Here is a 23,828-nt window from a genome sequence, read left to right on the forward strand (position 1 = left end):
GCCCGCACCCCTGAGGGGGACCTAGGATTTCCCTGAGGGGATCCGCGAGGATCCCCGGGAAGCGGGCGGGGCTGCCGCGGCCGGGGTCTGACCTGGCGAAGCAGCCTCACCAGGAAAGGCTTTGGTGGGCGCACTCCTCAGCACGGGTCGCGGATTCTTCGCCACAGGGCCGGCCGGGAACCACGGAGTCGCCGCGGTTCGCGTGGCGCTCAGTGTGGCGATCCCCATGGTCACGCTTCTGATGATCGGCCATCCCGAATGGTCGATCTATGCCGTGTTCGGCGCCTTCACCAGCATGTACGGCCGGGGCGAACCTCATCTGTGGCGGGTGGTCCACCAGCTCGAAGCGTCCGCCCTGCTGGTCTCCGCCGTCCTGATCGGCACCGTGCTGGCGCACCTCCACGCCCCCACCCCCGTCCTGGTCCTGGTGGAGACGTGCTTCGCCGCATTCGGATCGGTGGTGGCGGACGCCGCGAAACTCAATCCCGTGGGGCCGTTCTGGGCCCTGTTCGCCCTGGGCGCCTCCGCCTCCGTCACCCACCCCATGCCGCTGTGGGTGCCCTTCGTCGTCGGAGGCGCGTCCTCGGCGGTGAGCCTGGCTCTGAGCCTCGTGGTCTGGCGGCTGGCTCCCGACGCGGCCGCCGGGGAACGGCGTCTCCGTGTCTCCAGCCCATGGCGCGACGGCGTGATCCTGCGCCAGGCGCTGCGGTACTTCGTGGCGGTCGGCGTCGCGGGCGTGGCCGGGATCGCGAGTGGCTGGGGTCATCCTTACTGGGCGATGGCCTCGGCCGCGATCCCGCTGGCCGCGGGCGCGCTGAGCGCACGGCTGAAACGGGGTGTGCACCGGATCGTCGGGACGCTCGTGGGCATCGGGCTGACGGCGCTGATCCTCTGGTCGCAGCCGTCCACGGTGCTGCTGGTGCTGCTGATCCCGCTCCTCCAGTTCCCGTCGGAGCTCTTCATGCGGCGGAATTACGGGCTCGCGCAGGCGTTCCTGACCCCCGTGGTCCTGTTGGTGACGTTGCTGTCCAACCCGGGCGATCCGGTCCCCGTGCTCACCGACCGTGCCGTGGAGACGCTGCTGGGCGCCGTCGTCGGCATGGCGGTGGCGGTGCTGCTGCGTGAACGGCGGCAGCCCGCCACCGACGACTGACGGTCAGTGCTTACCGGAAGTCAGTGCTTGCCGGGTGAACTGGACGGCAGCAGCTTGAGCCCGCCCACCGCGGCGATGATCCCCGCGATGAAGAGGAGCTTCAGCGGGCTGGCGCTTTCAGCCCCGGTCGCCATGGCGTAGCCGACGGTCAGTGCCGCGCCGACGCCGGTCCACACCGCGTACGCGGTGCCCATGGGGATATGCTTGGCGGCCCAGCCCAGGCCGATCATGCTCAGCACGAGGCCGATGGTGAAGACGATGGTCGGGCCGACTTCGGTGAAGCCGTGGGACAGGCCGAGGGCGGTGGCCCAGACGGCTTCCATGAGGGCGCTGGCCAGCAGGACGATCCAGGGCATTCAGCTCACCGCCTTCAGGCCGACGACGCTGCCGACCAGGAGCGCCAGCAACGCGATCCGCGCAACGGTGGCTTTCTCCTGACGGGTGATCATGGCCCAGACGGCCGTGAGGCACGCGCCGATCCCGACCCACACGGCATACGCCGTGCCGACGGGCAGTTCCCGCATGGCGTACGCGAGGCCGATCATGCTGATGGCCGAGGTGATGACGAACAGGGCCGCAGGTTTCCATTTGCGGAACCCCTGGGAGGCTGCGAGGGCCGAGGCCCACACCGCCTCCAGGACCCCGGAGATGATCAAAATGATCCATGCCATGACAAGGCTCTTTCTGAGTCAGTCTTGTCCTGTGCGGGTACTGCTCCCTCGTCCGCAGGCCGGTCAGGGCCTCGTCTTCCAGTCTAGCCATGGGTCGCTCCGGGGCAAGCTGAGAATGTGCCGGGAACTTTTCCGCCGTTGGGTCGTTGGACTTGGTAGCTTGGAACAACTCGCATTGAACGTCCAGGAGGGATGAGAGATGGCTGCCGGAGGCAACCCGATCTTCAACGGCAAGAACTTCCGTGGCGCGCTGCAGGCGCCGCCACCCCCGAACATGATGAACCCGTACGGCCAGCAGGCCCCGGGTCAGAACGGCTACGGCCAGACCGGTTATGCCCAGACGGGCTACGCCCAGCCGGGTCAGCCGCAGTACGGTCAGCCGCAGTATGGCCAGCAGCAGCTCTCCGCCGAGCAGCTCCAGCAGATGTATTCGCAGCCCTCCGCGGGCCCCGCGCAGACCGGCCGGATGACCTTTGACGACGTGATCGTCAAGACCCTCCTGTGCCTGGGCGCCGTCCTGGTCGGCGCCGCGATCACCTGGTTCACGAGCCCCGGGCTGGCCCTCGGTCTCATGATCCTGGGCGCGCTGGGCGGTTTCGCGCTCGCGATGGTCAACACGTTCAAGAAGGAGCCGGTCCCGGCCCTCATCCTGGCCTACGCCGGTTTCGAGGGTCTGTTCCTCGGCGGCATCACCAAGGTCCTGGAGATGCGCCTTCCCGGCATCGGCCTCCAGGCCGTGCTGGCGACGCTCGCCGTCTTCGGCGTGACGCTGCTGCTCTTCACCTCTGGCAAGGTCCGCGCGACCCCCAAGATGATGCGCTTCTTCCTGATCGCGATGATCGGCTACGCGGCGTTCAGCCTGATCAACTTCTTCCTCATGATCTTCGGCGTCGTGAAGGATCCGTGGGGCCTGCGTGGTATGACGATCGGCGGCATCCCGCTGGGTCTGATCATCGGCGTGGTGGCCGTGATCCTGGCTGCGTTCTCCCTGATCATGGACTTCACCAACATCGAGGCCGGCGTCCACAACGGCGCTCCCGCACGGTACTCCTGGACCGCCGCGTTCGGCCTGACGGTCACCCTGGTGTGGCTGTACGTGGAGCTGCTGCGTCTGATCGCCATCCTGAGAGGCAACGACTAGTTCCCTCCGCGGATCCCCACCAGGATTCCGCTGACACACGACGACGGCGCCGCTCACCCGGAAGGGGAGCGGCGCCGTCGTCGTGTGCCGGCCGAGTCGTCGGCGGCTGTGCGGGGCAGACCGCCGTTGCCGGGACGACTTCGCCGAGTCCGCTGTCCACGGCGTGAATCCGCTGCATCGTGGAGCGACCTCACGCCCTGGGCCGCGGACTCGGCCGGCACGGTTGGGGGTGTCAGGCGAGGCGGCGTGCGCCCTCCGCCGGCGTCACCGTGAAGAGCCGTGGCTCGCCGAAACCTGAGGAGGCGAAGGCGTCGAGCACCGCCCGCCGGACCTGGTCCTCGAGGGCGCGGGGCGTCAGGGCGATGGCCGAGCCGCCGAAGCCGCCGCCGGTCATGCGGGCGCCGATCGCGCCGGCCGCCCGGGCCGACTCCACGGCGACATCCAGTTCCGGGCAGGAGATCTCGAAGTCATCGCGCATCGAGATGTGGCTGGCGTCGAGGAGGGGACCGATGGCCTTGGCGCCCTCGGACCGGAGAACCGCGACCGTCTCGAGCACCCGTGCGTCCTCCGTGACCACGTGACGGACCCTGCGGAACGTCAGATCGTCCAGGAGTTCCTCGGCGCGGGGCAGGTCCTCCAGGCCGAGGTCGCGCAGCGCGGGGACCCCGAGGGCGGCCGCGCCGGCCTCGCAGGAGGCGCGCCGACTGGCGTACCCGCCGTCGCTGTGGGAGTGCGCCACGCGGGTGTCGATGACGAGCATGACCAGGTCATCGGCTTCCGCGTCGAACGGGATGAGCTCGGCGTGCTGGTCCCGGCAGTCCAGAAACACGGCGTGGCCGCGCTCGCCGCGCAGGGAGGCCGACTGGTCGAGGATGCCGGTGGGCGCCCCGACGAAGTCGTTCTCGCCGCGCTGGGTCAGCAGCACGAGATCCTGAGCGCTCAGGGATGCGCCGGAGAGCTCGGCGAGTGCCGTGATGGTGGCGCATTCGATCGCGTGGGAGGACGACAGCCCGGAGCCGAGGGGGACCGTGGAGTCCAGGTACAGCTCGAAACCCGGCACGGGCACGCCGGACTGTTCCAGGGCCCACGCCACTCCGAGCGGATAACTCGCCCAGCCGTAGTCGCCTCCGGGTGTGATCCGGTCCAGATCGAACTCGACGGTGTCTCCCGCGCCTTGGGCCGAGAGCAGGCGGACAGTGCGGGATTCCGGCAGTGCGCGCACGGCCACCCGGGCCTTGAGGTCGATCGCGAAGGGGAGGACGAACCCGTCGTTGTAGTCGGTGTGCTCGCCGATGAGGTTGACTCGCCCGGGCGCCATCCACACGCCGTCCGCGTCGTGCCCGAAAGCATCGAGGAAGGCCGCGAGGATGTCCTGCTGGCCGGATTCCTGGCGGCTGGTGGCCTCGGTGTGCTGCGAGGTCATGAGCGGGCTCCTTCGGGGGAGGCGGAGGGGACGAGGAACGGCGTGGCAGACGCGGCCGGGTCGGTGGAACGGTACGGCGAGACGGAGTCCCGCAGCCGCGCGGCGACCGATTCCGGGGTGACGTCGTTGATGAACGCCCCCATGGCGGCCTCGGACCCTGCCAGGTACTTCAGCTTGTCGGCCGCGCGGCGCGGCGAGGTCAGCTGGAGGTGGAAGCCCATGGCCTCACGGTACCCGCGCAGCAGTGGCGCCTGATGCCATGCGGCGATGTACGGGGTGGGGGAGTCGTACAGGCCGTCCACCCGTCCGAGCAGATCCAGGTACAGGGTGGTCAGCTCGTCCTTCTCCGCGCCGGTGAGCGCGGCGAAATCCGGGACGTGACGGTGCGGAGCCAAGTGCAGTTCCAGCGGCCACCGGGCGGCGAACGGCACATAGGCGCTGAAGTGCTCGCCTTCCAGGACCATGCGGGCGCCGTCGCCGCGCTCGCGCCGGACCACGCCTTCCAGCAGCGTCTCACCGTCGGGGCGATCGGAGCGGTACTCGACGGCGGTCCGGGCCATGGCCTCGGCGCGCGGCGTCACATAGGGGTAGGCGTAGATCTGGCCGTGGGGGTGATGCAGGGTGACGCCGATGTCCGCGCCGCGGTTCTCGAACGGGAACACCTGACGCGCACCGCTGAGTGCCGAGAGCTCCCGCGTGCGGTGGGACCAGGCCTCCACGACCGTGCGGGCCCGCTCCCAGGGAAGCTCGGCGAAGGAACCGCTGTGCTCCGGGGTGAAGGTGACGACCTCACACCGTCCGCTGGCCGGCGCGAGTGTGCCCCAGCCAGGACTCGACGGGATGTCGCCCACGACCGGCCCGAGTGACGGGAATCGGTTCTCGAACGCGACCACCTCGTAGTCCTCGGCGGGGATCTCGGTCGCGCGTTCGGGGGTGCTGGGGCAGATGGGGCACTCGTGAGCCGGGGGCAGATGGGTGCGGGTCTGCCGGTGCGCGGCGACGGCCACCCATTCCCCGCTCAGGGCGTCATAGCGCACCTCGCCGGACCCTTCCGGGCCGAGATCCCGCTGAGGCAGATCGCGAGTGTCCGGGAGGTCCGGGGTGCGGCCCGGAGCGGCGTCGAAATAGATGATCTCGCGGCCGTCGGCCAGGTGTGAACGTGTCACCGATGTCATGGCTGCCCTCGCTTCCAACGCCCGCTCTGTGGGGCTCTGATCAGACTCTAGCAAAGAACGAATAATTTCTAACAAAAAAGAACATTAATGATCGCGTCACCTGTCCGGGAGTCGTTGGACCCCTCGACTCCGACCGGTACGGTGTTGCCATGCCTGAATCTTCCAGCAGCCCTGCCGTCCGCTGTGCGAGCGGCGCCCAGTACCGTCTTGAGCAGGGGGCGGCCGTCGCCGTCGTGACGGAGCTTGCCGCGACGCTCCGCAGCTACTCCGTGGACGGAGTGCTCCTCACCGAGACGTTCGGAGACCACCAGATCCCGCCCGGCGCCTCCGGGATCACGCTGGCGCCGTGGGCCAACCGCGTGGAGGACGGGAAGTGGACGTTGAACGGCGCCGTGCAGCAGCTGGACATCACCGAGGTCTCCCGCAACAACGCGAGCCATGGACTCCTCCGCAATGCCGCCTACGCGTGCGTCGAGCAGAGCGGGACGCACGTGGTCCTCGAAGCCACAGTCTTCCCGCAGCACGGCTACCCGTTCCTCGTCCGGCACCGCGTCGCTTACGAACTCGAGGAGAGCGGCGCACTGCGCGTCACGCAGACCCTCCTCAACGACAGCGACGCCGCGGCCCCGGTCGTTCTCGGCGCTCACCCCTACCTTCGGTTGGGGGAGCTACCGGCCGAGGATCTGACCGTCACCGTCCGCGCGGACCGCTGGCTGGAGACCGACGAGCGCCTCATCCCGCGGGCCGAGCGCCCGGTGAGCGGCGGCACCGACCTGCGGGCCGGCGTCGTGCTCGCGGAACTGGACACCGACACCGCCTACACCGGGCTGGAACGGGATGAGCAGGGGCGAGCACGGACCACGCTGAGCGGCGCGGACGGCCGGTCGGTCGCACTGTGGCAGGACGACCGGTGCGGCTACGTGCACATCTACGCCACGGGAGGGTTCGACGGGCGAGCGAAGGCGCTCGCCGTCGAACCGATGACCGGCCCGGCCAACGCCTTCAACTCCGGCGATGGTCTGCACTGGGTCCAGCCAGGCGCGGAGTTCAGCATGAGCTGGGGGATCGAAGCCTCCTGGTGACAGGTCGCTGAAGGCGACGGGTGAGAGAGTCCGGATGGGGAGGCGTCCCCATCGCGGCGGCGCTTCGGGATCCCTAGGATGGTCACAACGGCCGGAGCGGCCGTTCAGGAATGGGGGACACCGATGGGTGGAGGGTTCTACGGCGCCGACGTGGCGCAGCTTCGCGCGCTGGCCAAGGCGATGTCCTCGGCCTCCCAGAAGCTGCAGCTCTCCGCTCAGCAGCTCGGATCCGAGGTGAACGCCGCCGCCCACACGGGCCCCGACGCCGCGCGGTTCCGCCAGCAGTGGCAGAGCGATCACCTGCCCCTGCTGCAGCGGACGATCCTCGCGCTCAAGGCCTCCGGCCAGCTTCTCCAGGTGCAGGCGGATGAGCAGGAGAACGCCAGCACCTCGTCCGGCGGAGCCGGAGGCGGCGGTGCGCCCGGCTACGACGCCACGGCCGCGCAGGAACTCCAGGACCGGCTGAAGGGGATGACCCCCGCCGAGCGCGAGGCTTACTTGAACAGCGACGAGTTCAAGCGCTGGGCCTTGGAACACCCCGAGGAGGCCAAGCGCGTCCTGGATGCCGCCGCGGATTCCGGGCTGATCAAGAAGAAGGCGCCCGGATACGCGAATTTCCTGAGTTCCTACTGGAACCAGCAGGCCATGCGGGAGATGGGCATCGACCCGGCCAAGTGGGACCCCTCCAAGGGCACGGCCTACAACTGGGACATCATCAAGAAGGTCTACGAGTATTACGGCAAGGCGTTCCTGGCCGACCCGCGCCTGCAGTGGGCCGGTATGGCGAACATGATCGGGCCGTCCTTCGCCGGAGGCTTCCAGGACATGGCCATGATGCGGTCCGTGGCTCAGGAACTCCTCAAGAACATCCCCGCCGGATTCCCTTCGGAAGAACTCCAGTCCCTCCGCACGGTCGCGGCGCTGAGCGATGCCGAGGTGAAGGCGTACGAGACTCAGATGCTCTCCATGAACAAGGAGATCTTCCTCGACCAGGCCCGGCAGCATCAGGCGTTCATGACGGGAGGGCTCGATGAGATGCATCGCCTCAGGGACGCCGGTGTCATCGATCCGAGAACCTCTCAGGCGTGGGACCAGATCGCGTCCGGAGATCCTGCACAGCTGAAGCTCGGCAACGGGTATCTCCTGTACCGGGAACAGAACGAGATCATCGCCGACGACTACGACACCATGCGGAGCCGGGCCACCGGACCGGCCGTGACGTGGCTGATCACCCTCGCAGGTGAACCGTCCATTCCGGGCGCCAAGAGCTACCCGGAGGTGTTCCCGTACAAGGTTCACATCGAAAGCCCAGGTCCCCACAACATCCCCTTCACGCCGCTGGACAATCCGCTGCAGGGATCGGTCGATTTCACCACCGGATTGCCCGACGGGAACATCTCCGTCCGGGAGGACCGCTGGAATCTCATCAGCAAGGACACCCTTCCCGCTTATCAGGAACTGCTGGCCACGAACCCGGAGAAGGCGCGCGAGATCATCGCCTCCGACTTCGACCAGCGGACGCAGGACGCGCGCCCGACTCACAACATCCCCCAGATCGCCGAACGGATCGCGAAGGGCTTCGTCCATCTGCCGGAGTTCAGCCAATGACGTCATCGACCAGGGCTCGTCTGCGGCCTCGTCGGCTCGGTGCAGGTCGAGCGGCGTTGGCTTCCGCTGCGGCGCTCGGCCTCACCTTCGTTCTGACGGCCTGCGGAGTCGCGATCGACACCCCCGGCCATGACCACACCTCATCCACGCAAGGAGCACCGGTGACCGGAAATTCGACCCTGGATCAGGCGGGGATCGCCAAGATCAAGGCAGATCGCGCCGCGACATTCGACCTTTCTTCGGGGCGGCTCAGCCGCAGCGCCGCCGGGCTGCCCGAGGGGATGCAGTCGCCGATGGTGGACTTGGCGGGGAAAGGCACGATGCGTCTGACCATCAAGGCGCCCCACGGCACCATCGAGGCCCAGACTGATGTTCTGAGAGCGTTGATCTTCGAGGGGCAGTCGGATGTCGACACGCTGACGTACTTCCTGACCGCCGAAACGAAAGAGGACTTCCTGACCCTGGCGCGGTCAGGGACGGCTTATGGGATCGACGGCGGGGCCATCGACACGTGGGCGAAGTCGGTGGGGGACGCGCCCACGGGACGGCACTATTTCGTCCTCCCGGCCGGAGAGTCGACCGGTTTGCGCGTCGTCTACGACCTGCGGTTCGACGCCGACAAGAAGGTCCAGGTCATCATCGTCACGGTCAACCCGCTCACCTGACATGCTCGGCCCGCGACCGGCCGTACGGCTCCGTCCGCCCGCCATGCGAACCTGATTTCCATATAGGGGGCGGCTGCGCCACGATTGATGCATGTCAGGAGTAGCCAAGAACGGTCAGTCAGTGGTGCCCCGTGCGACGCGTGGCAGAGAACTCGATGAGGACATCCCGTACGGCATCCGGATCGCCGCGGCCTGGTCCTGGCGCGTGGGGGTCATCCTCCTCGCCACGGGCGCGCTCATCTGGCTGCTCTCGAAGGTCAGCTTCCTGATCATCCCGCTCCTCCTCGCGGCGCTCCTCACGGCGCTGCTGAACCCGGTGGTCGGCTGGCTGAGCAGGCACAGGATCCATCGCGGTCTCTCCGTCGCCCTCACGCTGCTGGGCCTGATCGCGGTCATCACCGTCACCCTGATCTTCGTCGGCCGTCAGGCCACCGTGGGCTTCAAGGAGCTGTGGGGTCAGGCGCTCGAAGGTCTGAAGCAGATCCAGGGCTGGCTCCAGGACGGACCGCTGCACCTCACGGCCGACCAGCTGGACGGCTACATCCGCAACGTCGTGGATGCCGTGCAGAACCAGAGCAGCACCATCCTGACGGGGGCGCTGAGCGTGGGCAGCGGCGCCGGGCACATCGCGGCCGGGCTGCTGCTGACGCTCTTCATCCTGATCTTCTTCCTCCTCGAGGGCCGCCAGATCTGGGGATTCATCACCCGTCTGGCCCCGAAGAAGGCGCGCCCGGCCATCTACGGCGCCGGCAGCAAGGCCTGGATCTCGGTCGGCAACTACGTCCGGATCCAGGTGTTCGTCGCCGCCGTCGACGCGATCGGCATCGGCGTCGGCGCCGCCGTGATCGGCGTGCCCCTGGCCCTGCCGCTCGGCCTGGCGGTCTTCCTCGGCTCGTTCATCCCCGTGGTCGGCGCCCTCGTCACCGGCGCGGTGGCCGTGCTCCTGGCCCTCGTGGCCAACGGCCTGGTGAACGCCATCATCATGCTCGCGATCGTCCTCGCCGTGCAGCAGCTCGAGAGCCATGTGCTGCAGCCGCTCGTCATGGGGAAGGCCGTCTCGCTGCACCCGGTCGGGGTCATTCTGGCCGTCGCCGCGGGCTCCTTCCTGGCAGGCATCCCGGGCGCCCTGTTCGCTGTGCCGATCCTGGCCGCGCTGAACACCGCCATCCGCTACATCGCCGGGCGCGGCTGGGATGACGACCCCGCCGTCGTCGCCCTGGACGGCACGACGACGCCGGCCACCTCCGACGAGGAGATCGACGCCGCGGCGGGGGAGACGCCGTCGTCGTCCGCCGAAGAGCGCACTGACCTTCCGGCCCCCGTGAGCGGGCCGGGGACGCAAGAGAAACCGAACAATTCCAAGGAGGCGGCCAGTGATGACCACTGAGGCCCTACCCGTCACGCTCCAGGACGTAGTCCGCGCACAGGAATTGCTCGACGGCGTCATTACCGTCACGCCCATCGAGAAGTCCCGGGCGCTGTCCCGGATGGTGGGTGGCGACGTGGTCTTCAAGTGCGAGAACCTGCAGCGCGCGGGGTCGTTCAAGGTCCGTGGTGCCTACGTGCGCATGGCTCGCCTGAGCCCGGAGGAGAAGGCCCGGGGCGTCGTCGCGGCGTCGGCCGGCAACCACGCCCAGGGCGTCGCCTCCGCGGCCAAGGCCCTCGGCATCAAGGCCCGGATCTACATGCCGCTCGGTGTGGCGCTGCCGAAGCTGGCGGCGACCCGCGGGCACGGCGCCGAGGTCATCCTGCACGGTCACAACGTGGATGAGGCCCTGGCCGAGGCGCAGCGTTACGCGGAGGCGTCCGGGGCGGTGTTCGTGCACCCGTTCGACAATGTGGATGTCGTGGCGGGCCAGGGGACGATCGGCCTCGAGATCCTCGACCAGGTGCCCGATGTGGATACGATCATCATGGGCGTGGGCGGCGGCGGACTGCTGGCCGGCGTGTCCGTGGCCATCAAGGAGCGCGCCCGTGAACTGGGCCGCGAGATCCGGGTGATCGGGGTGCAGGCGGAGAACGCCGCCGCCTACCCGCCGTCGCTCGCCGCGGACGCCCTCGTGCCGCTGAAGAAGGTCTCCACGATGGCTGACGGCATCGCCGTGGGCCGCCCCGGGCAGCTGCCGTTCAGCATCATCCGCGAACTCGTGGACGACGTCGTCACGGTCAGCGAGGATGCCCTCGCCCGTGCGCTCATCTTCCTGCTGGAACGCGCCAAGATGGTGGTGGAACCGGCCGGCGCCGTGGGTGTCGCGGCACTCATGGAGGGCCGGATCGAGAACCCGGGCAAGGTGGCCGTGGTCCTCTCCGGCGGCAACATCGACCCGATGCTCATGCTCAAGGTGATCCAGCGCGGTCTGTACGCGGCGGGCCGCTTCCTGACGGTGCGGATCCTCCTCGACGACCGTCCCGGCTCCCTGGCCACCATCTCCCGCATCATCGCCGAGCACGACGCCAACGTCACCGGCGTGGACCACACCCGCGTGGGCGGTTCCATCAGCATGGGCGACGTCTCGATCACCGTGGACCTTGAGACCAAGGGCCACGAGCACTCCGAGGTGGTGCTCAACGCGCTGCGGGCCGAGGGCTTCCAGCCGATCGTGGTGCACTTCTAAGCCCAGGCGTTCATCGACTGCTCCGTACGATGCCGTTTTCCCAGGATTTTCGGGGATTTCGGCATCGTATGGAGCAGTCGATGCTTAAGCGGTGCTCGACGGCGGGTGGTTGGGCGTCTAGGCTCGGGGCATGTCGGGGGAACATATTGTTGCGGGTACCAAGCGGGCGCTGATCCTGGCCCTGGTCGTGCCGTTGCTGGCGGGCTGCACGCCGTATGCCGCGCCTCCGGACAAGTCGTCGATGCCGTGGTGGACGGCCGAGCCGACGCCGACGCTTCCCCTCCCGGTTCCTGTGGTTCCTTCGCCGGAGCCGCCGCCGTTGGAACCTCCGATGCTGCCCCCTCCGCCGACGTCCGGCCCGTTGATCATCGACACGTCCAAGGTGACCCAGTACGTGGTGCTCAAAGTCGACCGGATGACACAGACATCGTGGACGATCCAGATCAGGGACATGCTCAAGGGGCCGGGGATGTACACCGTGCTGTGCCGCGGCAAGGGCGAGATCATGGTGGCGCTGCGCTCGACCATCGGGGGCAGCAGCGGAGGCAGTGGGGCCTGCGGCTTGGCTGGAGGCGTGGTTTCCTACTCCTTCGACACCCCGGCCCCACCCGACGGCACCATGGACGTGACCGTCACTGCGCCGCGCGGAGCCCAGTGGGCACTCCTGGTGACGCAGCCGGCGGGATCCTGACCGCCGTCGTCGTCCTCATCAGCGCGAGGGAACAGCTGAGGCCCCCACCCGCGCCGGGTAGGGGCCTCAGCTGTTCCCTCGCGAAGAAGAGAGGGGGAGAGGTCAGCCGGTGAACGGCTTGGCGGAGAGGATCTCGACCGAGATCTCCTTGCCGTTCGGCGCGGTGTAGGAGAGGGTGTCGCCCTCCTTGTGGCCGATGATGGCCGAGCCCAGGGGCGACTTCTCGCTGAAGACGTCGATGTCGGAGCTGCCCGCGATCTCGCGGGAGCCGAGGAGGAACTTCTCCTCGTCGCCGGCGATCTTTGCGACCACCAGCATGCCGGGCTCGACGACGCCGTCGTCGGCGGGTGCCGCGCCCACCTGGGCGTCACGGAGCAGGACGGTCAGCTGGCGGATGCGGGCCTCGATCTTGCCCTGCTCCTCCTTGGCGGCGTGGTAGCCGCCATTCTCCTTCAGATCGCCTTCCTGGCGGGCGGCCTCGATCTTCTGAACGATCTCGGCTCGGCCCGGTCCGGACAGGTGCTCCAGCTCAGCCTTGAGACGGTCGTAGGCTTCCTGGGTCAGCCACGCGGCGGATGCGCTATTGGTGCTGGACACGTGAGAACTCCTCTTGATCAACTGCCACAAAGAACCCCGCTGACTGGCCGCTGGATGACGGGCAAACCAGGTCAACGGGGCAAAGGTATTCGCCTAGTGTAGGCAAAGCGGTGGACAAACCAAAGTCAACGGCGGCAGGCGCCGGTTCAGTCAGCGTTTCAGCCAGCAGCTGTCGACGACGCCGGACACCGCGAGCGACTCGGTGCGCACCGTCACGCGGCGCTGTGTGGTCTGGCCGTTCTCCGCGCCGAAGTCGGCCGCGTTGGGCGGGACATCCACGTATTTCCATCCGACGACGGCGTAGTGGTCATCCAGCGCCTTGATGGCGCACACGGCGGCGCTGTCCCGGTCCTTGGACACCTGGAAGTCGACCTCGGCGAAGGAGGGGTCATTGGCGCTGAAGCTCACGGTCTTGAAGTCCACCGTGCTGACGGAGTTCCGGATGGCCAGGAATCCGGCCGCGCCCACGGCGAGCACCAGGGCCGCCACGAGGATCAGCAGCTTGGTACGCCGCGTGACCGGCCGCTTCTGGCGGCCGTAGCGATTGGATAGGCTGGACTCCATCGGCGTTGGGCTCTGGCTCGGCGTCACCACACCAGTCTAGTTCCTCGTCACCCGCGCGCTGTCCGCCGTCGGTGCCGGGCCGTTTCACAGGAGGCCGCCATGAGCGCCGCTGCCCCCGCCACCCCGGAGCGGGTCTTCGACGACGGGGAGACCCTCCGCGTCCTGTTCGTCCACGCCCACCCGGACGACGAGTCGAGCAAGGGCGCCGCCACGATGGCCAAATACGTGGACGAAGGAGCCGAGGTCCTCGTGGCCACGTGCACCGACGGATCCCGCGGCGACATCCAGAACCCGCACGTGGTGGACGAGGCCCACCCGAAGCGGGATATGGCCGGCGCCCGCCGCATCGAAATGGACAACGCCGCGAGGATCCTCGGCGTGCAGCAGACCTGGCTCGGCTTCGTGGATTCCGGTCTCCCCGAGGGGGAGCCGTTGCCGGCGCTTCCGGACGGCTGCTTCGCCTTGCAGCCGCTCGACGTCGCGGCCACCCCGCTCGTGAGTCTCATCCGGTCGTTCCGCCCGCACGTCGTGGTGGCCTACGACGAGAACGGCGGCTACCCCCACCCGGACCACATCATGTCCCACAAGGTGGCCGTGGAGGCTTATCACGCCGCCGGCGATCCCGAGCGTTACCCGGGCACCGGCGCCGCCTGGCAGCCGTCCAAGCTCTACTACGACTGCGGTCTCGGCCTGGAGCGCATGCGGGCGCTGCGGGACGCCGCCCGCGCCGAAGGCCTCGAGATCCAGGGCCTCGAATGGATCGACGGCTGGCTGGAGTCCAAGGCCGAGCCGCTGCACATCCCCACGACGCGGATCGAGGCCGGCGCCTGGTTCGAGCGGCGCGATGCCGCGCTCAAGGCGCACCGCACCCAGATCGACCCGGACGGCTTCTTCTTCGCGTTCCCCAAGGAACTGCAGCGGCGCGTCTGGCCGTACGAGGAGTTCGCTCTGATCGATTCGAAGGTCGGCGAGACCGTTCCGGAGACGGATCTGTTCGCCGGCCTCCGCTGACGGCGGCGCAGGCCGCGGGGGTGCCGGACCGGGGCCGTGCCCCGGTCTCCGGGCAGTTCTATCCGGCGTAGAATTGGGGGAGTCCCCCCAGAACCTGAAGGTGTGAAGCGTGTACCAGCAGCTTGTGCAACTTGCCAACGACCCGAGCCCCAGCCCCCTCCCGGGCCTGAAGCCGGGCCTGACGCAGGACATGGTCACCCCGGGCCTGCTGGGCTTCCTCGCCACGGCGTTCATCGTCATCATCATGGCGTTCCTGATCGTCGACATGGTCCGCCGCATCCGCCGGGTCCGTTACCGCGGCGAGCTCGCCGAGGCAGCGGAGCAGGACGGCGCTGTGCAGGAGGAGGGCGTGCAGCAGGACGGCGTGCAGCCGGAGCACGGCTCTCCGGCCGTGACCGACGACGGCGAGAACGGCCCGCGCGAGTCCCGCTGAGCGCGGTGCTCCACTAAGCCGGTGCTCCACTGAGCCGCGCGCCCCTGAGGTGCGATGACGCGCCGGGACGTCCCGGCGTCGTCGTGCGTCCGTGACGTTCAGTCCGAGGACGGCGCGCGGCTTCCCAGGCGCTCCGCCACGTTGGCGCTGAGGTGTTCCAGGGAGTCCTTGAGGGTCTGGAATTCCTCCGTGTCGAGGGCCATGGCGTCCGCGATGGCATCCGGCACGGTGACGGCCTTGTCCCGGAGGTGCTGCCCGGCGTTCGTGAGGTTCACCTGGACGCTCCGCTGGTCCTCCGGCACCTTCTCGCGGACGACCAGTCCCGTCACCTCAAGCCGCTTGATGAGTGGAGTGACGGTGCCGTAGTCCAGGCCCAGTTTCTCGCCCAGCTCACCCATGGTCTGGGGCGCCTTCTCCCAGAGCGCGAGCATCGCCACGTACTGGGGGTACGTGAGCCCGAGAGTGTCGAGGATCGGACGGTAGGCCGCCGTCACGAGGCGCTGTGCGGTGTAGAGGGAGAAGCACAGCTGGTCGCCGAGATCGAGGCCGTGTTGAGGTGTCGCCATACGTCCACGGTACAACTTGCGCGCAAGTTTTTTCGATAAATACCTTGCGCGCAAGGTGAAACTCCGATAGATTCCTTGCGTGCAAGGTAACTTGCGCACCATCGATCAAGGAGTGAACGCCATGTCCCAGCCGATCCTGGAAACCGCCGCCGCCGAGTTCGCGGCCGCCACCGCTGAGCCTCCGTACCTCTTCGACCTCGGCCCCGTGGAGGGGCGCAAAGCCGTCATCGACGTGCAGTCCGGTGAGGGTGTCGAGAAGCCGGCCATCGACGAGGAATGGGTGGAGATCGGCGGTGACCGGCCGCTGTCCGCTCGCATCGTCCGCCCCGCAGGGGCCACCGGGACCCTGCCGGTCGTGCTGTACACGCATGGCGCCGGCTGGGTGTTCGGCAATGCGGCGACGCATGACCGCCTGGTCCGTGAGCTCGCCGTGGGAGTGGGCGCCGCCGTCGTCTTCCCGGAGTATGACCTCTCGCCCGAGGCGCGCTACCCGCACGCGATCGAGCAGAACTTCGCCACGGCACGCTGGATCGCGGAGCACGGAGCGGAGAAGGGGCTGGACGGTTCGCGTCTTGCGATCTCCGGCGACTCCGTGGGCGGCAACATGGCGACCGTCCTGACCCTGATGGCCAAGGAACGGGGCGGGGTCGAGTTCAAGCAGCAGGTGCTGTTCTACCCGGTGACCGACGCGTCGTTCGACACCGAGTCCTACCACCAGTTCGCCGAGGGGTACTTCCTGCGCCGCGACGCCATGCAGTGGTTCTGGGATCAGTACACCACCGACGAGGCCGAGCGGAACCAGATCACCGCGTCGCCGCTGCGGGCCACCACGGAGGAGCTGGCGGGTCTGCCGCCGGCGCTCGTCATCACCGCCGAAGCCGACGTCCTGCGCGACGAGGGCGAGGCCTACGCGGCCAAGCTGCGCGAAGCCGGCGTCCCGGTCACCCAGATCCGGGTGGGCGGCGTGATCCACGACTTCGTGATGCTGGATGCCCTGCGCGACACCGACGGTGCGCGTGCGGCCATGGAGCTGGCGATCAGCACGCTGAAGTCGGCGCTGGTCTGAGCCTGGCTGGTCCATCTCGATCGACTGCTCCATAGGGTGCTGAAATCCCTCGATGTGAGGGCGAAATGACATCCTGTGGAGCAGTCGATGAGAGGGTGGGGCGGGGCCGGTGTGGTGGGGATTCCTTGCCGCGCCGGACCCGCGGTCTACGATGAGCCGCATGACAAGCCGTGCCCCGAAGCCGACGTCCGCGCGCGAGCCCGCCCTGCGGAAGCCGAGCGTGCCGACGGTGCTCTGGGGCACGCTGCTGACGATCGGCTTGACCGCGGCGCTCACCTTCGCGGTGACGTTCGACCCGCCGAGCCGGAAGAACACCTATCTCGACCCTGAGATGAGTGCCCAGGTGGCGCTGGTCGCCGGCGTCATCGCGCTCGCCGCGCTCCTCATCAGCTTGCTCACCGTGCAGATCGCGTCGATCGAGGGCTCCCGGGTGGGCGAGGTCTGTGTGATCACAGTGGCTCTCTTCGTGGCCGGGATCGGGGTGTACCGGGCGATCGTCGGCACTGGCGACAGCCGCGGCTTCACGGCGTCCGATCTGAGCTGGTGGCTGCCGATGGAGGCCGCGATCGTGCTCCTGCTGCTCGGGCTGGCCATCCGCTGCGACCGACGACGGCGGTCGGGGCCTCCGGCGGTGAACCGCGGTCGGTGACCCCTCCACCCTCATCGACTGCTCCATAGAACGCCGAAATCCCCTCGAATCGAGGGGAAAACGACATCCTATCGAGCAGTCGATGCGGGTGGGGTCGGGGAGTGGGGAGACGGGCGTGAAGTGCGGCCGGTTCGTGACACCCCCGTCGCCAGGGCCGCCTGCGCCGGGCTACCGTGGCTGCATGGCCAATCACCTCGCAGGACAGAGCAGCCTCTACCTCCGCCAGCACGCCGAGCAGCCCGTGGACTGGCACGTCTTCGGCCCGGAGGCTTTCGCGGAGGCCGCCGCGCGGGACGTCCCGGTGTTCCTCTCCGTGGGGTACGCGGCCTGCCATTGGTGCCACGTGATGGCCCACGAATCCTTCGATGACCCCGCGGTGGCCGCATATCTGAACGCACACTTCGTCCCGGTGAAGGTCGATCGCGAGGAGCGCCCCGACGTCGACGCCGTCTACATGAGCGCCACGCAGGCCATGACCGGGCAGGGCGGCTGGCCCATGAGCGTCTTCCTGCTCCCGGACGGCCGTGCCTTCCACGCCGGCACCTATTTCCCGCCCCGGCCCGCCCGCGGCATGCCCGCCTTCAGCCAGGTCCTCGCCGCCGTCGCCGAAGCGTGGACGGAGCGCCGCGACGCCGTCGAGCAGCAGGCCTCCCGCCTCGCCCAGGGTCTGAGCGAGTTCGCCTCGCCGGTGCACCTCACAGCCGCCCCGGCCGACGACGGCGGCGCAGAGGACCGGCTCGCGGCCGCCGTCGCGCGCCTGGGGGAGCTGGAGTCGCCGGAAGGCGGGTTTGGCAAGGCGCCGAAGTTCCCGCCGGGACCGCTGCTGCCCTTCCTCCTCGACCACGCCGCGAGCGGACTGCCGCGGGCCGCGGAGGCCGGGGGACTGGCAGCCCGGACGCTCGCCGCCATGGCCCGGTCGGCACTGCGCGATCAGCTCGACGGCGGCTTCTGCCGCTACTCCGTGACGGGGGACTGGTCGGTGCCGCACTTCGAGAAGATGCTCTACGACAACGCGCAGCTCCTGCGCGTCTACGCCCGGTATGTCCGGCTGCTGCGGTCGCCCGAGGGAGCCGTCTTCCGCGAAGCCTGGGAGGCCGTGTTCCCCGAGGCGGAAGGCACAGCCGTGGTCGAGGCCCTGGCAGGCTTCCTCCTCACCTCTGCGGGCGAGGGCGGACTGGCTTCCGGGACGGGTACCGCGTTCCTCTCCGCACTCGACGCCGACTCCGAGCCGTCCCCGGAGCAACTGGACCGCGCCGGGCTGACCCAGGTCGGCATGCACGAGCGTGAAGGGGTGTTCGCACTCTGGACCCCGTCCGAGCTGCTCGAACTCCTCGGCGAGGACGGCCTGCGCCTGGCCCGCCTGCTGCACGTCGCCGAGCGGGGGAGCGTCTCCGCGCTCGGCTCGCCGCTGCATCCGGGCGGCGCCCTCGACGACGACGGCCGCGCACTGCTCGACCGCGCCCGCCCCGTGCTCCTCGCCGCCCGGGCCACGCGTCCGCGACCGGCGGTGGATGACAAGGTGGTCGCCTCCTGGAACGCCATGACGATCACCGCCCTCGCCGAGGCGGGGCGGGTCCTCGGGCGGCCCGAATGGGTGGAGCGGGCCGGGGCCGCCGCCCGGTATCTGCGCCAGGTGCACTGGGACCCGGCGACGCAGTCGCTGGCCCGCGTGTCCCATGAAGGGCGCCCGGGGCCGGTGGCAGGCCTGCTCGAGGACTACGCGCACACCCTCGAAGCCGCGCTCGCGTTGTACCAGGGGACGGGCGACGCCACCTGGTACGAGTGGGCCCGCGAGCTCTCCGACGCCGTCGAGTCCGGTTTCCTCCGCGACGGCCAGGTCCTGAACGAGGATCTCCGGCAGAGCTCCACGGACCTCGAACCGTTGCGCGCGGCGTACGGCGGGAGCTCCGCGGTCGACCTTTTCGACGGCGCGACCCCGGCGCCGGTGTCCGTGCTGGCCGGGGCATGGCAGACGCTTGCGGCCCTCACCGGCGACCAGACGCTGCGGGACCGGGCGCTCGGACTGGCCCGGACGGCGTCCGGCGCGGCATCCGGTCAGCCGCGGGTGGCCGGAGCGGCGCTCGCCGTCGAACTGACCGGGCTGCTCGGCGTCCTGGAGGTCGCCGTCGTCGGGGAGACCGGGCCGGAGCGGGACGGCCTGCTCGACGCCGTGTTCGGGAGCGCCCGGCCAGGGGTCGTCATCGCGCTCGGTGAGGACACCGGCCGGGTGCCGCTGCTCGAGGGCCGGACTCCTGGACCGGATGGAACGCCGAGGGCGTACGTGTGCCGCGAGATGGTGTGCCACGCCCCCGTGGACTCTCCGGAGGCTCTGAGGGCCGGGCTGCGCTGACTGAAGGCCGGCAGGCTGAGGGCCGACTGGCTGAGGCAAGCGCCGAGCGCGGCCTGACTCAGGCGAACACCAGGTTCGCCAGCACGAGGCACACCGCGGTGCCCGTCGCCATGCTGAGGATCGCGTTGCGGCGCCACCAGTGGGTCAGGGCCGTGACCACGATGCCGGCCATCTCCGGGATGCCGTGGCCGGACCCGCCGAAGTCCACCCCGCTCACCGCGTAGAAGAGCAGGATCAGGATGGCGCCGAGCGGCATCCACACCCGGAGGTCGGCCAGGAGCGGGGAGTCCTTGAGCGCACCCTTCAAGGCGAAGGGGATGGCGCGCAGTGCAAACGTGACGGCGGCCGCGGCGCCGACGGCGAGCAGCAGGTATGGGACGTCAGTCATCGGAGCCTCCCGTCGGGGCCGAGGGACCGCCCTCATCGCCGTGCGCGCGTTTTCCGGCCCAGCGAGATTCGCGCCAGTGCCGCAGGAGCAGCCCGGCGAACAACAGGCACAGGGCCACGAGGAGCATCTGACCCGGGGCGAGGAGCAGCGCCAGGACCGCGGATCCTGCGGACAGGGCGACGAGGGCGACGTCGGGACGGGCCCGGAAAGCGTCGATCGTCAGCACGACGAACAACGCGACCATCAGGAAGCCCAGGCCCTTGATGCTGCCCAGGAAGCCGGAACCGAGCAGCGCGCCCAGGACCGAGCCGGAGACCCAGGAGATCTGCAGCAGCAGCTGGGTCCAGAGGATCTGCGACGAACTCGCGCGTTCCCCTCTCCGGCCGGACAGGAGCGCGAAGGCCTCATCGCACAGCGCGAAGATGCTGTACGTCTTCGCGAGCCGGCCGTGCACCCGGTCCAGGGGGAACGAGAAGCCGTAGAACAGGTGCCGGGAGTTCACCAGGAACGTGGTCGCCGCGATGCTCAGTACCGGCGTGGCCGACGCCAGCAGCCCCACCAGGATGAACTCGACCGACCCCGCGAACACCACCCCCGACAGCAGCGGCGCCACCCACCACGGCAGCCCGTGGTTCGTCACCAGGACGCCGAGGCCCATGCCGAGCGGAACGAAACCCAGGCAGACCATCCCTGCCTCGGACAAGGCCGCACGCAGCCCTGCGAACCGGGCGGGTGGTGGGCTTGCGGGTCCGGGATTCTGCTGGGGCACCCCACCATCCTAGAGAACGCGTCGGTGACCTGCGGCCGCGAGCCCATCCGGACCGCGCCGGGACAGTTCAAACGCACGACGACGGCGGCCGGGGTGGCCGCCGTCGTCGTGCGTCAGGGGTGCTTCAGGGAGTGTCGCGCGCCTCAGCCGCGAGGCGTCGGCCGGTTGGCGATCACGGGAGCGGCCCCCGTGAACCCCTTCCTGGCCTCGGCGATGGCGTTGATCCGGTCACGGCAGACGAACCAGCCGACCACCATCAGACCGCAGGCCACCACCGTGGCGAGGAGAGTCCACGGGGAGTCGATGAACACCATGATGAGCACCAGCGCGAGGAACACCAGGGTCACGTAGCCCGTGTACGGGGCGCCCGGCATCCGGAACGACGGCCGTTCCAGCCAGCCCTTGGCGGCCCAGCGCTGCAGCTGGATCTGGCACAGGATGATCGTGGCCCAGGAGGCGAGGATGCCCACGGAGGCTACGTTGAGGACGATTTCGAAGGCCTCGCCCGGCACCAGGTAGTTCAGCGGGACGCCCAGGAGGGAGACCACGGCGGTGATGGCGATGCCGCCGTACGGCACGCCCGCCTTGTTCATGCGGAGTGCGAACTTGGGGGCGGAACCGGCCGCCGCCATGGAGCGCAGGATGCGGCCGGTGGAGTACAGGCCGGCGTTCAGCGAGGACAGGGCCGCGGTCAGGACCACGAGGTTCATGATCGAGTCCATGCCCTGCACGCCGATGGAGCCGAAGAAGGTCACGAAGGGGCTGACGCCCTTCTGGTACGCCGTGTACGGCAGGAGGAGTGAGAGCAGGATGACGGAGCCGACGTAGAACACCGCGATGCGGAACACCACGGAGTTGATGGCCTTCGGCATGATCTTCTGCGGGTTCTCGGTCTCGCCGGCCGCGGTGCCCACGAGCTCCACGGAGGCATAGGCGAACACCACGCCCTGCATGAGCAGGATCATCGGGAGCATGCCGTTCGGGAAGATTCCGCCGTTGTCCGTGATGAGGGAGAAACCGGTCGGGGCGCCCGTCGGGGTGCCGAAGATGACCAGCCAGATGCCGACCAGGAGGAAGGACACCAGGGCGACGACCTTGATGAGGGCGAACCAGAACTCCAGCTCGCCGAACACCTTCACGGAGACGAGGTTCAGGGAGAGCACGACCACGAGCGCGATCAGGGCCCAGGCCCACTGCGGGACGGCGGCGATCCACGGCACGTACTTGCCGAAGAAGTTCATGTAGAGGGCCGCGGCCGTGGTGTCCACGATGGTGGTCATGGCCCAGTTGATCCAGTAGAACCAGCCGGAGACGAAGGCCGCCTTCTCGCCGAAGAACTCACGGGCGTAGGAGACAAACGAGCCGGAGGACGGGCGGTGCAGCACCAGCTCGCCCAGCGCGCGGAGGATGAGGAAGACGAAGGCGCCGCAGATCGCGTACGCGAAGACGAGGGACGGGCCCGCCGCGGCCAGGCGCCCACCGGCGCCCATGAAGAGGCCGGTTCCGATGGCGCCGCCGATGGCGATCATCTGGACCTGACGGTTCTTGAGGCCCTTGTGGTAGCCGGCGTCCTCGGCGTGCAGGACGTGGTCGGTCGAGTGGGCGTGCCCGCCGTCCTCCAGGTGGTCGGGGACCGCCTGTGGACTCGGGGAGCTTCCGGAGGAGGACATCATGGGTCCTTTCGGTGAGTGGTGGGGAGATCAGTATTCACGAGGTGCGTTTCGCCGGGGTTTCTTCAAGATTGCACGGAACGCACCCGAGGGGGAGGGTTTCAGGAGGACAGATTCGCGAGGCGTTCCGGGCGGAGGAGCTCCTCCAGCCGTTCGGCCGAGAGCAGGCCGCGCTCCAGGACGAGTTCGGCCACGCCGCGCCCGCTGGCGAGTGCTTCCTGAGCGATCGAGGTCGCTGCCGCGTAGCCCAGCTGGGGGTTGAGCGCGGTGACCAGGCCGATCGAGTGCTCCACGGTGGAGCGCAGATGTGCCGTGTTGGCGGTGATGCCCTGAACGCAGCGTGCCGTCAGGGTGCGGCAGGCCGCTTCGAGGTGCGTGATGCTCTTGTGGAGGCTGTGCACGATCACGGGCTCGAAGGCGTTGAGCTGCAGCTGGCCCGCCTCCGCGGCCATGGTCACGGTGACGTCGTTGCCGATCACCTCGTAGGCCACTTGGCTGACGACCTCCGGGATCACCGGGTTGATCTTGCCGGGCATGATGGACGAGCCGGACTGGACGGCCGGCAGGTTGATCTCACCGAGACCGGCACGCGGACCGCTGGAGAGCAGGCGCAGGTCGTTGCAGATCTTGGAGAGCTTGACGGCCACGCGCTTGAGGACGCCGGACAGGTGCACGAAGGCGCCCATGTCCGAGGTGGCCTCGATCAGGTCCGGAGCCGTCACGAGGGGCAGGCCGGTGGCCTCGGCGACGTGGCGGCAGGCGGACTCGGCATAGCCGCTGGGAGCGTTGAGGCCGGTGCCGATCGCGGTGGCGCCGAGGTTGATCTCGTACATGAGCCGCGCGGACTCGCGCAGGCGCTCGCGGTCCTCGCCGATGGTGACGGCGAAGCTGCCGAACTCCTGGCCGAGCGTCATGGGCACGGCGTCCTGCAGCTGGGTGCGGCCCATCTTGACCACGGTGCGGAACTCGGCGGACTTGACCCGGAAGGCCTCCTGGAGCTCCTCGAGCGCGCTCAGCAGACCCTCGATGCCTCGCGCCGTCGCGATGCGCACCGCGGTGGGGTACACGTCGTTGGTGGACTGGCAGAGGTTGACGTCGTCGTTGGGGTGCAGGTGGGCGTAGTCGCCGCGGGGGAATCCGAGGATCTCGAGCCCTCGGTTGGCGATGACCTCGTTGGCGTTCATGTTCGACGACGTCCCGGCGCCGCCCTGGATCACGTCCACGACGAACTGGTCGTCCAGCTGACCGGCCATGATGTCCAGGCAGGCCGCCTCGATCGCCGCGCCCTTCTCGGCGTCGAGCAGGCCGAGTTCACGGTTGGCGCGCGAGGCGGCGAGCTTCACGGCGGCCAGTGCGTGGATCAGGTGGGGGTTGCTGGAGAGGCGCTGCCCCGTGATGGGGAAGTTCTCCACGGCGCGCAGGGTGTGCACGCCCCAGTAGGCGTTCTGGGGGACGTTGCGGTTGCCGAGGAGGTCGTGTTCGCTGCGGAATCCGTCGGCGACCGCTTCGTCGGCGATGGGGGTGGGGGCGATGGTCATGAG

Annotated in this window: 24 protein-coding genes and 1 riboswitch; of the genes, 13 read left to right on the forward strand and 11 right to left on the reverse strand. The window is 69.0% G+C overall.

From position 1 onward, the window contains the following. Positions 1 to 124 precede the first annotated feature (124 nt). A complete protein-coding gene (locus P9849_RS04055) occupies positions 125 to 1,153 on the forward strand; it encodes an FUSC family protein (protein WP_278268417.1) in 1,029 nt (342 codons plus the stop codon). A gap of 20 nt (positions 1,154 to 1,173) precedes the next feature. Here the strand turns inward: P9849_RS04055 and P9849_RS04060 are convergent, their stop codons facing one another. Together P9849_RS04060 and P9849_RS04065 are read right to left on the reverse strand one after the other, a co-directional pair. After that, a complete protein-coding gene (locus P9849_RS04060; protein ID WP_278268418.1) occupies positions 1,174 to 1,509 on the reverse strand; it encodes a multidrug efflux SMR transporter in 336 nt (111 codons plus the stop codon). Continuing rightward, positions 1,510 to 1,824, reverse strand: coding sequence for a multidrug efflux SMR transporter (locus P9849_RS04065; RefSeq protein ID WP_278268419.1), 315 nt, complete (start codon positions 1,822 to 1,824; stop codon positions 1,510 to 1,512). It lies immediately after the preceding gene. 12 nt (positions 1,825 to 1,836) lie between these two features. Further along, a riboswitch (guanidine-III (ykkC-III) riboswitch) is annotated at positions 1,837 to 1,900 on the reverse strand. 123 nt (positions 1,901 to 2,023) lie between these two features. On the opposite strand from P9849_RS04065, the gene P9849_RS04070 reads away from it, so the two are divergent. Continuing rightward, on the forward strand, positions 2,024 to 2,965 hold the full coding sequence (locus tag P9849_RS04070; RefSeq protein WP_278268420.1) for a Bax inhibitor-1/YccA family protein: 942 nt from the start codon (positions 2,024 to 2,026) through the stop codon (positions 2,963 to 2,965). 232 nt (positions 2,966 to 3,197) lie between these two features. Here the strand turns inward: P9849_RS04070 and galK are convergent, their stop codons facing one another. Both galK and galT read right to left on the reverse strand, forming a co-directional pair. Continuing rightward, a complete protein-coding gene (galK, locus tag P9849_RS04075; RefSeq protein ID WP_278268421.1) occupies positions 3,198 to 4,388 on the reverse strand; it encodes a galactokinase in 1,191 nt (396 codons plus the stop codon). Further along, positions 4,385 to 5,563 (reverse strand): galactose-1-phosphate uridylyltransferase, encoded by a 1,179-nt coding sequence (galT, locus tag P9849_RS04080; RefSeq protein ID WP_278268422.1) that lies wholly within the window; start codon positions 5,561 to 5,563, stop codon positions 4,385 to 4,387. The genes galK and galT overlap by 4 nt, the downstream gene beginning before the upstream one ends. A 149-nt stretch (positions 5,564 to 5,712) precedes the next feature. Between galT and P9849_RS04085 the strand changes: the two genes are divergently transcribed. The 6 genes from P9849_RS04085 to P9849_RS04110 all read left to right on the forward strand — a co-directional run bounded on the left by P9849_RS04085 (position 5,713) and on the right by P9849_RS04110 (position 12,224). After that, positions 5,713 to 6,645, forward strand: a complete 933-nt coding sequence (locus tag P9849_RS04085; protein WP_278268423.1) for an aldose 1-epimerase family protein — start codon at positions 5,713 to 5,715, stop codon at positions 6,643 to 6,645. A 78-nt stretch (positions 6,646 to 6,723) separates the two neighbouring features. After that, entirely contained in the window at positions 6,724 to 8,253 is a 1,530-nt protein-coding gene (locus P9849_RS04090) for a WXG100 family type VII secretion target (RefSeq protein ID WP_278268424.1), read from the forward strand. 161 nt (positions 8,254 to 8,414) lie between these two features. Further along, positions 8,415 to 8,918, forward strand: coding sequence for a hypothetical protein (locus tag P9849_RS04095; RefSeq protein ID WP_278268425.1), 504 nt, complete (start codon positions 8,415 to 8,417; stop codon positions 8,916 to 8,918). 91 nt (positions 8,919 to 9,009) lie between these two features. Beyond that, entirely contained in the window at positions 9,010 to 10,305 is a 1,296-nt protein-coding gene (locus P9849_RS04100) for an AI-2E family transporter (RefSeq protein ID WP_278268426.1), read from the forward strand. Continuing rightward, positions 10,292 to 11,533 carry a threonine ammonia-lyase gene (gene ilvA / locus P9849_RS04105; protein WP_066214524.1) on the forward strand — a complete coding sequence of 414 codons (1,242 nt, stop codon included), beginning with the start codon at positions 10,292 to 10,294 and terminating at the stop codon, positions 11,531 to 11,533. Before P9849_RS04100 ends, ilvA begins: the two co-directional genes overlap by 14 nt. A gap of 130 nt (positions 11,534 to 11,663) precedes the next feature. Continuing rightward, complete coding sequence (locus P9849_RS04110) at positions 11,664 to 12,224, forward strand: hypothetical protein (RefSeq protein ID WP_278268427.1); 561 nt, start codon at positions 11,664 to 11,666, stop codon at positions 12,222 to 12,224. 102 nt (positions 12,225 to 12,326) lie between these two features. On the opposite strand, the gene greA is transcribed toward P9849_RS04110, so the two are convergent. Both greA and P9849_RS04120 read right to left on the reverse strand, forming a co-directional pair. Next, positions 12,327 to 12,821, reverse strand: a complete 495-nt coding sequence (gene greA / locus P9849_RS04115) for a transcription elongation factor GreA (protein WP_107002216.1) — start codon at positions 12,819 to 12,821, stop codon at positions 12,327 to 12,329. Between the two features lie 150 nt (positions 12,822 to 12,971). After that, positions 12,972 to 13,412 (reverse strand): DUF4307 domain-containing protein, encoded by a 441-nt coding sequence (locus tag P9849_RS04120; protein ID WP_244907056.1) that lies wholly within the window; start codon positions 13,410 to 13,412, stop codon positions 12,972 to 12,974. 72 nt (positions 13,413 to 13,484) lie between these two features. Between P9849_RS04120 and mca the strand changes: the two genes are divergently transcribed. Together mca and P9849_RS04130 are read left to right on the forward strand one after the other, a co-directional pair. Further along, complete coding sequence (mca, locus tag P9849_RS04125) at positions 13,485 to 14,396, forward strand: mycothiol conjugate amidase Mca (RefSeq protein WP_278268428.1); 912 nt, start codon at positions 13,485 to 13,487, stop codon at positions 14,394 to 14,396. A gap of 109 nt (positions 14,397 to 14,505) precedes the next feature. After that, positions 14,506 to 14,829: a hypothetical protein gene (locus P9849_RS04130; protein WP_278268429.1), complete on the forward strand. Its 324-nt coding sequence runs from the start codon at positions 14,506 to 14,508 to the stop codon at positions 14,827 to 14,829. Between the two features lie 98 nt (positions 14,830 to 14,927). Here P9849_RS04130 and P9849_RS04135 read toward each other — a convergent pair whose 3' ends face one another. Continuing rightward, on the reverse strand, positions 14,928 to 15,395 hold the full coding sequence (locus P9849_RS04135) for a MarR family transcriptional regulator (protein WP_278268430.1): 468 nt from the start codon (positions 15,393 to 15,395) through the stop codon (positions 14,928 to 14,930). Between the two features lie 121 nt (positions 15,396 to 15,516). Between P9849_RS04135 and P9849_RS04140 the strand changes: the two genes are divergently transcribed. The 3 genes from P9849_RS04140 (at position 15,517) to P9849_RS04150 (ending at position 19,460) form a co-directional block, all read left to right on the forward strand. Further along, entirely contained in the window at positions 15,517 to 16,461 is a 945-nt protein-coding gene (locus P9849_RS04140; RefSeq protein WP_278268431.1) for an alpha/beta hydrolase, read from the forward strand. Positions 16,462 to 16,621: 160 nt separating this feature from the next. Then, entirely contained in the window at positions 16,622 to 17,110 is a 489-nt protein-coding gene (locus P9849_RS04145; RefSeq protein WP_278268432.1) for a hypothetical protein, read from the forward strand. A 181-nt stretch (positions 17,111 to 17,291) separates the two neighbouring features. Further along, positions 17,292 to 19,460: a thioredoxin domain-containing protein gene (locus P9849_RS04150; RefSeq protein WP_278268433.1), complete on the forward strand. Its 2,169-nt coding sequence runs from the start codon at positions 17,292 to 17,294 to the stop codon at positions 19,458 to 19,460. A gap of 58 nt (positions 19,461 to 19,518) precedes the next feature. Here P9849_RS04150 and P9849_RS04155 read toward each other — a convergent pair whose 3' ends face one another. From P9849_RS04155 to P9849_RS04170, 4 genes are all read right to left on the reverse strand, one after another. Beyond that, entirely contained in the window at positions 19,519 to 19,848 is a 330-nt protein-coding gene (locus P9849_RS04155; RefSeq protein WP_278268434.1) for an AzlD domain-containing protein, read from the reverse strand. Next, a complete protein-coding gene (locus P9849_RS04160) occupies positions 19,841 to 20,617 on the reverse strand; it encodes an AzlC family ABC transporter permease (protein ID WP_278268435.1) in 777 nt (258 codons plus the stop codon). The genes P9849_RS04155 and P9849_RS04160 overlap by 8 nt, the downstream gene beginning before the upstream one ends. Before the next feature lie 143 nt (positions 20,618 to 20,760). Then, the gene (locus P9849_RS04165) at positions 20,761 to 22,290 is read right to left on the reverse strand and encodes an amino acid permease (RefSeq protein WP_278268436.1); all 1,530 of its coding nucleotides are present in this window, start codon (positions 22,288 to 22,290) and stop codon (positions 20,761 to 20,763) included. Between the two features lie 98 nt (positions 22,291 to 22,388). Then, a complete protein-coding gene (locus P9849_RS04170; RefSeq protein WP_278268437.1) occupies positions 22,389 to 23,825 on the reverse strand; it encodes an aspartate ammonia-lyase in 1,437 nt (478 codons plus the stop codon). Positions 23,826 to 23,828 lie beyond the last annotated feature (3 nt).

Origin of the sequence: Arthrobacter sp. Y-9 (assembly GCF_029690065.1) — a bacterium.
GTDB lineage: Bacteria > Actinomycetota > Actinomycetes > Actinomycetales > Micrococcaceae > Arthrobacter_E.

What these genes read in the sequence shown, in the direction of transcription:
- P9849_RS04060 (WP_278268418.1), bottom strand. Translation starts at nt 1,509, where the DNA reads ATGCCCTGGATCGTCCTGCTGGCCAGCGCCCTCATGGAAGCCGTCTGG.
- P9849_RS04065 (WP_278268419.1), bottom strand. Translation starts at nt 1,824, where the DNA reads ATGGCATGGATCATTTTGATCATCTCCGGGGTCCTGGAGGCGGTGTGG.
- P9849_RS04070 (WP_278268420.1), top strand. Translation starts at nt 2,024, where the DNA reads ATGGCTGCCGGAGGCAACCCGATCTTCAACGGCAAGAACTTCCGTGGC.
- galK (WP_278268421.1), bottom strand. Translation starts at nt 4,388, where the DNA reads ATGACCTCGCAGCACACCGAGGCCACCAGCCGCCAGGAATCCGGCCAG.
- galT (WP_278268422.1), bottom strand. Translation starts at nt 5,563, where the DNA reads ATGACATCGGTGACACGTTCACACCTGGCCGACGGCCGCGAGATCATC.
- P9849_RS04085 (WP_278268423.1), top strand. Translation starts at nt 5,713, where the DNA reads ATGCCTGAATCTTCCAGCAGCCCTGCCGTCCGCTGTGCGAGCGGCGCC.
- P9849_RS04090 (WP_278268424.1), top strand. Translation starts at nt 6,724, where the DNA reads ATGGTCACAACGGCCGGAGCGGCCGTTCAGGAATGGGGGACACCGATG.
- P9849_RS04100 (WP_278268426.1), top strand. Translation starts at nt 9,010, where the DNA reads ATGTCAGGAGTAGCCAAGAACGGTCAGTCAGTGGTGCCCCGTGCGACG.
- P9849_RS04110 (WP_278268427.1), top strand. Translation starts at nt 11,664, where the DNA reads ATGTCGGGGGAACATATTGTTGCGGGTACCAAGCGGGCGCTGATCCTG.
- mca (WP_278268428.1), top strand. Translation starts at nt 13,485, where the DNA reads ATGAGCGCCGCTGCCCCCGCCACCCCGGAGCGGGTCTTCGACGACGGG.
- P9849_RS04135 (WP_278268430.1), bottom strand. Translation starts at nt 15,395, where the DNA reads ATGGCGACACCTCAACACGGCCTCGATCTCGGCGACCAGCTGTGCTTC.
- P9849_RS04140 (WP_278268431.1), top strand. Translation starts at nt 15,517, where the DNA reads ATGTCCCAGCCGATCCTGGAAACCGCCGCCGCCGAGTTCGCGGCCGCC.
- P9849_RS04145 (WP_278268432.1), top strand. Translation starts at nt 16,622, where the DNA reads ATGACAAGCCGTGCCCCGAAGCCGACGTCCGCGCGCGAGCCCGCCCTG.
- P9849_RS04150 (WP_278268433.1), top strand. Translation starts at nt 17,292, where the DNA reads ATGGCCAATCACCTCGCAGGACAGAGCAGCCTCTACCTCCGCCAGCAC.
- P9849_RS04155 (WP_278268434.1), bottom strand. Translation starts at nt 19,848, where the DNA reads ATGACTGACGTCCCATACCTGCTGCTCGCCGTCGGCGCCGCGGCCGCC.
- P9849_RS04165 (WP_278268436.1), bottom strand. Translation starts at nt 22,290, where the DNA reads ATGATGTCCTCCTCCGGAAGCTCCCCGAGTCCACAGGCGGTCCCCGAC.
- P9849_RS04170 (WP_278268437.1), bottom strand. Translation starts at nt 23,825, where the DNA reads ATGACCATCGCCCCCACCCCCATCGCCGACGAAGCGGTCGCCGACGGA.